Annotated in this window: 9 protein-coding genes; all 9 read right to left on the bottom strand. The window is 30.5% G+C overall.

Annotated features, from left to right (window positions below; translation table 11 throughout):
* Positions 1–912: hypothetical protein (locus QZZ48_RS12980; protein WP_294966568.1), on the bottom strand; the 912-nt coding region annotated here is incomplete at its 3' end.
* Between the two features lie 74 nt (positions 913–986).
* On the bottom strand, positions 987–2171 hold the full coding sequence (locus QZZ48_RS12985) for an FtsX-like permease family protein (RefSeq protein WP_294966570.1): 1185 nt from the start codon (positions 2169–2171) through the stop codon (positions 987–989).
* On the bottom strand, positions 2155–2484 hold the full coding sequence (locus QZZ48_RS12990; RefSeq protein ID WP_294966572.1) for a hypothetical protein: 330 nt from the start codon (positions 2482–2484) through the stop codon (positions 2155–2157). The genes QZZ48_RS12985 and QZZ48_RS12990 overlap by 17 nt, the downstream gene beginning before the upstream one ends.
* Entirely contained in the window at positions 2477–3595 is a 1119-nt protein-coding gene (locus QZZ48_RS12995) for a nitrous oxide reductase accessory protein NosL (RefSeq protein WP_294966574.1), read from the bottom strand. Before QZZ48_RS12995 ends, QZZ48_RS12990 begins: the two co-directional genes overlap by 8 nt.
* Positions 3596–3694: 99 nt before the next feature.
* Positions 3695–4402 (bottom strand): nitrous oxide reductase accessory protein NosL, encoded by a 708-nt coding sequence (locus QZZ48_RS13000; protein WP_294966576.1) that lies wholly within the window; start codon positions 4400–4402, stop codon positions 3695–3697.
* Positions 4403–4540: 138 nt separating this feature from the next.
* Entirely contained in the window at positions 4541–5020 is a 480-nt protein-coding gene (locus QZZ48_RS13005; RefSeq protein WP_294966577.1) for a DUF4149 domain-containing protein, read from the bottom strand.
* Positions 5021–5033: 13 nt separating this feature from the next.
* Positions 5034–5864 (bottom strand): peptide chain release factor N(5)-glutamine methyltransferase, encoded by an 831-nt coding sequence (prmC, locus tag QZZ48_RS13010; RefSeq protein WP_294966578.1) that lies wholly within the window; start codon positions 5862–5864, stop codon positions 5034–5036.
* Positions 5846–7102 carry a M48 family metallopeptidase gene (locus QZZ48_RS13015; RefSeq protein WP_294966579.1) on the bottom strand — a complete coding sequence of 419 codons (1257 nt, stop codon included), beginning with the start codon at positions 7100–7102 and terminating at the stop codon, positions 5846–5848. The genes prmC and QZZ48_RS13015 overlap by 19 nt, the downstream gene beginning before the upstream one ends.
* Before the next feature lie 59 nt (positions 7103–7161).
* On the bottom strand, positions 7162–7350 hold the full coding sequence (locus tag QZZ48_RS13020; RefSeq protein WP_294966580.1) for a hypothetical protein: 189 nt from the start codon (positions 7348–7350) through the stop codon (positions 7162–7164).
* Positions 7351–7551 lie beyond the last annotated feature (201 nt).

A 7551-nucleotide genomic window follows, 5' to 3' on the forward strand; every position in this document is an offset into this window, starting at 1 on the left:
CCTTAAGATTGTTTTCGATTTATTTTCAAAAAAATACAACAATCCTTTTTCTATTATTATTTTATAAGTAAAATTACTTAGTTCTTCATTTGACATTTTATTAATACAATTTCTAATATTCTCTTGATTTTCAACTAATATTTCACTCAATGTTTTAATTTCTTCAAGTAACCAATCTATATTTCTTACATCTGCGAAATTATGTCCACTAGAAACTATTTCGCAAATTGCATAAATTTCTTCATCTAGTTCAATCATCATATTTAAACCAGAATTTAATAATCGTTTTTTATCTTTTTTATTGATTTCATTTTTTATTGGGGATATTCCATTAAGCTTATAAGGTTCTAATATTTGACTCCAATTATTTTTTATTATTCTAAATAAGTTCTCATTGTAAAAATCATGTTCCAAAATATCTAAAAAATAGACCTTATCATTTTTAATTAATATAAATAGTAATTCCTTAGTTCTAGCGATAAAATTAATGTCAAATATTTTGTCTTTCTCTAAATACTTATCTCCCAAGTGTAAATGATGAATATTGAATGCATTTAGAAAAGTGTCTTTATCATTAGCTTGACTTTTAGAATTACAGATATAGGGAGTTTCTATTATTCCTTTACTTAAATATGATGTAATTTCTTCTGCATTTTTCAATTTATATTCTATTTTATCAATTGTTTTTTTATATTTTAAATACTTATTATTTTTCTTTATCTCTGTTGAATATATTACTGTTCTGTTAGCTTGACATATAAACCTTCTTCTCCAATTAACATAATAAAGAAGCGTAAATGATATGTTTTCATTTTCCTTTATACTTACATTATAATAGCTAAATTCTTTATTTACAGATTCTCTTATATCATCTAAAAACTGATCATAAATCAAAGTACCTTCTATACTCATAAATAATTATCCTTTATTATAAAATACTAACACATCCCAAAACTAAACCACAAAAATATCACAATATGACATATTTACCTTATAACCTCGTCAGCATCTAAAGTAGCTGTTTTCCATGATGGGATAATAGTCGCCGCTATATATATTGGTACACTTAGAAAAAAGACCAAAAAAAGTGTTTGAACATCAAAAATAAATGGAAGCTCAAAAGATGTCTTTAGTTGTGAGTAACCTGTAAATATATTTTGTAAAAGTGGTGCTTGAAAGATATATACAAACATAAAGGCCAAGATAACACCAAGCAAATAAGCGATAAAAGAGATGATAAAACCTTCATAAAATTTCTCTTTAAGTACATCATCAACTCTCCATCCAATAGCTTTTAGTATTCCTATCTCTCTTTTTTCTTCAGAGCTAAGACCACTTGCTTTGTCATAAATAATGATAAAGAATGTAAATAGTGAAATGATAAAGAGTGCTAAAAATATTCCACTCTTATAATCAAATATATTTTGATAAGAGATTTTTAAATCATTTTTAGTGATTATTCTACTATCTGGAAAAATCAGCTTTATCTTAGATGCTATTGTTTGTACTTCATCAGGGTTTGAGACCTTAACAACAATATCAGTAGCTTTTGATTCATCTATATCAAATATCTCTCTAACATTCTCTTTTGACATAACTATCATATCGTTAGATTCTAGCTGAGTATCACCATCAAATACACCGACAATATCCATCTTCTTAAGAGTTCCATCTGGTTTTATAAAGTTAAAGTACTCTTTGTAATAGTTTTCGCTCATACTTTTTTTAACTCCACTACCAACAACCATAAAACTTTTATCACTATCACCTAATTTTCCATTTTCAACTATCTTTTTCAGTGATTCTTTGTACTGATCTTCAAACTCATTGACTCCAACTATAGAGAAGTTTACACCAGCATTTTCGAAATAGTAATAACCCCACACACGAGAGACTGCATCTACAACTCCAGTGATTTCTAGTATCTCTTCTTGTACATCTACATCTATATCGTAGTGACGTCCTGCTTTTATCTTTTGAACAACTATTTCAGGAAGAGCATCTACAGTTGAGTCTAGCTCATACTTTATAGAGTTGGTTATAAAAAAAACACTTGTTAAAAGAAAGATAAGAAGTGTCAAAATAGTTGTAATAAAAAAGCTTTTATATTTTTGTCTAAGTATCGCGTTAATTGCGTACTCTATGAGGTAGAAGTTAATTTTTTTGAGCATTAGTATGTCCATTTATAATGTGAGAGTGTGAGTAGGTATAAGTCGAGGGAAAGTACTCTCTAAGACTTCCATCATCTTTGTATATAGAAAAAACTTCACTCATACTTCTATGTCTAATAAAAGTTGCTTCAGTTGAAATTGCCAAGTCTGGAAGACCACTAATAGCTACAAACTCTTTTCTCTTAGTTTGTGTCTCAAGACTAAGTGTTTTTGTAAAACTAAGGTAGAAACTCTCAGCGACTAATATAGCCACGAGAGAAAATAAAACAGATAATAAACGAGGAGTTTTTGGAGTATATAAATATTTATTCATCTAGTTTATTTACTTCATCCAATTTTATTGAATCAAACTTTAAGGTTTTTAAACCCTTATGGTCTAGACTAAAAGTCTTTGCATCTGAGAGTTTTTCAAAAGGAATTAGTTCATCTCCCATAGGTCCATATACATCACTTCCTATTACAAAGTAAGATTCTCTAGCTTCTATAGCTTTTTGAGAATAGTAATCTGTAACTAACATTTTAGAGATGCCATCTTTATGATCAAAGTAATACTTCATCATATCCTTTACACCATCAAATGAGTAATGCATATCGCCATAAAATATTTGTGCTGCCCATTTTGGATATTTGTATACGAACATTCCACAAATAGGACACTTTTCATCTACTGTTACATGAATTTTGCCCTTGATATCATCCAAATCTCCAAAACGTTTTACTTCCCAAAGATAAAGAGCTAAAGCATGTAGTTGTTTCTCTTTCATAGCTTTGCAAAGTTTGTTATTTTGTATATCTCGTCCTCCTTGGTTGAGGGCAGCTTTAAGTTCATTTATCTCTATATAATTTGTAAGGTCTATATCCTTACTACATTTTTTATCAAAAACTTTTTTACCCATTGGATAAATCTTTTTTTCTTTTTTCTTTTTTATAGCTTGAGTATCGGAGACAAGAGAATCTTTTGCAGACTTCATTGCAACTTCAAATGAAACTACTTTTCCTTTATATTTTTTAGCAAACTTTTTGGCATCTGCTTCTTGGGCAAAGGCAAGTTTACTTTTCTTACTCATAGTGCCTTTTACTTTAGAGCCAAGAACATAAAAAGCACTAGAGGCTTGTATGAATTTTTCGCTTAAGGCATCTATAACTTTTATGCTAGAAGTGTCTATTCCGTACTCTTCTTTGTCCATAACTAAACATCTCATAGAACAGTATTGTCTAGAAGTTTTATTATGAAGTTGTGAAGTATGATTTGTTTTGTAAAACATTTTTAGATTCATCCCACAAACTGGGCACCAGTGCTTTTCATGTCCTTTTTGGACTAAAACAGGCTCTTTTGTAGCTACTTTAGAAAAACTTTTTGCGTTTAGATTTAGAGAGGATAGAATTAAGATAGTGATTAATGTAAGTATTTTGAGTGTCTTCATAAAATTCCTTGATTTAAAGAAGTAATATTTTATCTTAAATAATTTATGCTAGCTTGAAAAGGACCAAGGATATAGTTATATATCCTTGATATTAAATATTTATCTTCTACCTAGGTAGATTCCAACAGCTTGAAGTTTTTTACCCTTCATATCTCCACAAATTTTGCTTGATTTAACAAATGCTTTAGCTTGTGCAGTTGAGTTGAATGTAACATCTGTCTTTTTACACATCTTCTTGTACATCATTTCACCTTTTTGAGCCATTTTTGCTTGTCTTTTAGCAATCATTTTCATCTCTTTTTCTAGGCCTTTTGAAGCTATTTTAGATGTCTTCTCATAGTTAAGTACTTTTCCGCCAAATTTCTTAGCAAAGGCATTAGCATCTTTTTTCTTAGCAAAAGCATACTTACTCTTCATTGACATAGTCCCTTTTTTACTACTTCCTACAACATAAGTAGCTTTGTTTGCATCTATGAACTTTAGAGTTGTAACATCTACAACTTTGATATCTTTTAGAGAGCCATTGTTTTTCATATTTGTCTCTGTTAAACAGTGAAGAGAACAATATTGTTCTGTATGATCACCGTGTGTAGCAGCGTGGTTTGTTTTGTAAAATACTGGAAGAGTCATTCCACATGATGGACAAAACATTTTTTCTTTCCCATCTTGAAGAATAATAGCTTGTTTCATACCAACAGTTTGAAACATCTTCATTTGTTTCTTTCCTTGAGGCTTGCCTTTACCCTCATCCATCGCACCAAACACTAATGTACTTAGTACTAATATACCAGTTATAATTTTCTTCATTCTATCTCCTGTTTTTATAATTTGTATAATAATATAGAATAATTGTTAAAAAAGTGTTAAGTTTATGATATATTTTCAATATATTTGTATTAAGTGCAGAGATAAAAGGAGGAAAGGAGGAGAAAAAGTCTCTAGAATTTAAGAAATTCTAAGGAGCATTAATCTTCTGATAAAAAGAACAACTAGCGCTACAGCTAGTATTTTAAAGTCAAGTTCACTTGCCATATGGACACTAGCAAAAGTATCACTTTGTGTCGCTTCTAAGCCTATAGATTGCATAGATAATATTTTTGGAGAATATACTGCGCTAAACATTAAAGAAGAAAAAACTACAGTGACGGCACTTGACAAAGCAATGGCATCTCTTTGTCCCATCTTATACATGACAGCCTCGTAAAGTGCAACAACAGAGGCTACAATATAAAGCCAGTAGCTAAATCGGCGAAAGATTTCACCCATGATGATTCCAGAGTTAAAATTATCTAATGCAACCTCTACCAAGATTCTATCTGTATTAAAAATGACTGGTGCTACAAAAGCACCTAATACGATAACTCCGCCAAAAGATGCTGCTAACATAATCAAATAACTAAAATCTATATACATTCTCTTTCTCATAGCTATTACCGCCCTATATCTTTAATGTAAACCCGCGATCGAAATCACTATAGTCTTTATAAAACTCTAAATTCTCAAAATCTTTAGTAATTAAATAATCACGTATTTTACCCTTTTGGTCATAACCCATCTCACATGTAAAAAAGTTAATATTTCTCTTTAAGACTTCATCAAGTAGGTTCTGAATTATTTCATCACCGATACTTCCACCAAAAAGTGCATTTTGAGGTTCATATGAAAGATTTGATTCTAAAAGAACTTCATCTGCTATATATGGAGGATTAGAAACAAGATAATCAATATGTTCATCTACTGGTTCTAAAAGTGAACCAAGTCGTAACTCAATTCTATCTTGCATCTCAAACTTCTCTATATTTACTTTTGCAATTTTAAGGGCATCTGCTGAGATATCTACAGCTATGAACTTAGCATTTTTATAATGTTGTGCAAGAACAATGGAGATGATTCCGCTACCTATTCCCACTTCTACAAAAGTAATCTTTGCATCTATGTCTGGAAAGTTTTTTAAAACATCGTCTATAAGAAGTTCAGTCTCTGGACGAGGGATAAGAGCACCAGGAGCTATAAAAAACTCTTGTGAGTAAAAGCTCACACTATTTGTTATATACTCTAGAGGTTCATTTTTTGCTCTTCTATCAACCCACTCAAATAGTTTTTCAACATTTGTGACTTCAGACTTTTGGTTTGTTATAAGCCAAAGCTCATCTTCTTGTAGATGCCCCATTAAAAGAAGTTGTGCTTCTCTAGATGCTCGTTCTATAAAAGGTTTAAGTTTTGAAGTGATTTCAGCTAAGACATCTTTTACTATATATTGGCTTCGCATTTGCCCTCTAAAGAACTTTTATCAATCTTTGCTACATCTACACCAAGCTCTTTTAATCTCTCTAAAACAGGAGGATGCGTGTAGTGAAAAAAGATATATAAAGGGTGAGAAAGTGGAAAACTTTTATTCTCTGTTACAAGCTTTTTAAGTGCATTTGCAAGTTCTATTGCTCCACCCTTTCCAGCTAATTCACTTCCCATTTTGTCCGCAGCATACTCATTATGACGGCTTACTATTCCAATTATTGGCATCATGATAAAACTTAAAATAGGCATAAATAACATAAGAAGTATTATAAGTAGATATGGTGCAGGAGTTATCCCCATATCTAAGTAAAGTGATTCAGGAAGGTTTCCAAAGACACCAAACATTGCAAAAAGCATAGCACCAACAAGACCTATGCTTTTATAGATATCTCCATGTGCAAAGTGCCCTAGTTCATGTCCTAAAACAGCTAAAAGTTCCTTCGTACTTAACTTTTCTACTAATGTATCAAAAAGTACAACTTTTTTAGTTTTACCAAAACCACCAAAGTAAGCATTTAGTCTTGCATCTCTTTTTGAAGCATCACTCATAAAAACACCAGAGCTTACATACCCTGCTTTTTCCATTAAAGTTTTTATCTCTGAGTCTAAAGCTTTATCTTCTAGTGGAGTAAATTTATCAAAGAACATTCCACGAAAGGCAGGATAAAGCATATTTATAAGTACAAATATAGTAAATGTAAATACAAAACTCCATAACCACCAAAGAGCGAAGTTTGAGATAATCGCGTAGATACCCCATACCATTAAAGAGCCTAGAACAAGAGTCATTACAAAAGATATAAGAGTGTCTTTTACCCACTGAGTCATGCTTGACTTATTAAAACTAAATTTCTCATCAAGAACAAACTTCTCATAATATGCAAAAGGTAAAGAAAGGATTGAGTTAATAATAACAAAACCCATAACTATAGCGATATTCATCACTGCATCTGATTCAAAAATCACATTATTTGATAGGTAAGATATACCAAAACTCATCCAAGCAATAAACATAATATAGTCTATAAATGAGCTTACAATAGACATCTTCTCTTTAGCTACGGCATAGTTGCCAGCCTTTAAGAAGTCTGCACTTGAGAGTAAAACTGCATCTTTTCTTTTAGCTATATTTACATAGCCGATTTGCATTACGCTTGTATAGATAGTTATTAAAACAAATATTGTATATATAGCGACAACTGTCATTAACATTGTGTGACCTTAATTTTTTTTTGCAATTGTATCAAAATATTGATATCAACTCGCATTACTTATCTCATTGGAACTTTTTTATATGTTTTGTCAATTGAAATCGGTTCTTCTGGAGGATAAAAACTTGTTGCTAAAGTATAAATAACGCCCAGTATAAGACTTGAAATCACTATGGCAAAAAAAACTTTCTTTTTTTCTACACTAAATGTATTGTAATCATCGATACTTTCTAAGGTTGGTTCACTCATATGATCTCCTTCTAATTTGCATTTTAAATGCTTAAATTTATTAATAGGATAATAGCAGGTTATGTTTATATGATATAAAGATTGTAAAACTAAGGATATTTTTTAAGCCAAATACTTGAAAATTGTGACTTAATTAAAAAAACGGGTGCATAATTTTCTACTTTTTCTTATAATTCACAAGATAATAATCTACTAAGTTTA

It is taken from the genome of Sulfurimonas sp. (genome assembly GCF_016744025.1).
GTDB lineage: Bacteria > Campylobacterota > Campylobacteria > Campylobacterales > Sulfurimonadaceae > Sulfurimonas.

Excerpts from the sequence above, each read along its gene's own strand:
- QZZ48_RS13020 (WP_294966580.1), bottom strand. The coding sequence starts at position 7,350 with ATGAGTGAACCAACCTTAGAAAGTATCGATGATTACAATACATTTAGT.
- QZZ48_RS13000 (WP_294966576.1), bottom strand. The coding sequence starts at position 4,402 with ATGAAGAAAATTATAACTGGTATATTAGTACTAAGTACATTAGTGTTT.
- QZZ48_RS12995 (WP_294966574.1), bottom strand. The coding sequence starts at position 3,595 with ATGAAGACACTCAAAATACTTACATTAATCACTATCTTAATTCTATCC.
- QZZ48_RS13005 (WP_294966577.1), bottom strand. The coding sequence starts at position 5,020 with ATGAGAAAGAGAATGTATATAGATTTTAGTTATTTGATTATGTTAGCA.
- QZZ48_RS12990 (WP_294966572.1), bottom strand. The coding sequence starts at position 2,484 with ATGAATAAATATTTATATACTCCAAAAACTCCTCGTTTATTATCTGTT.
- QZZ48_RS12985 (WP_294966570.1), bottom strand. The coding sequence starts at position 2,171 with ATGCTCAAAAAAATTAACTTCTACCTCATAGAGTACGCAATTAACGCG.
- QZZ48_RS13015 (WP_294966579.1), bottom strand. The coding sequence starts at position 7,102 with ATGTTAATGACAGTTGTCGCTATATATACAATATTTGTTTTAATAACT.
- prmC (WP_294966578.1), bottom strand. The coding sequence starts at position 5,864 with ATGCGAAGCCAATATATAGTAAAAGATGTCTTAGCTGAAATCACTTCA.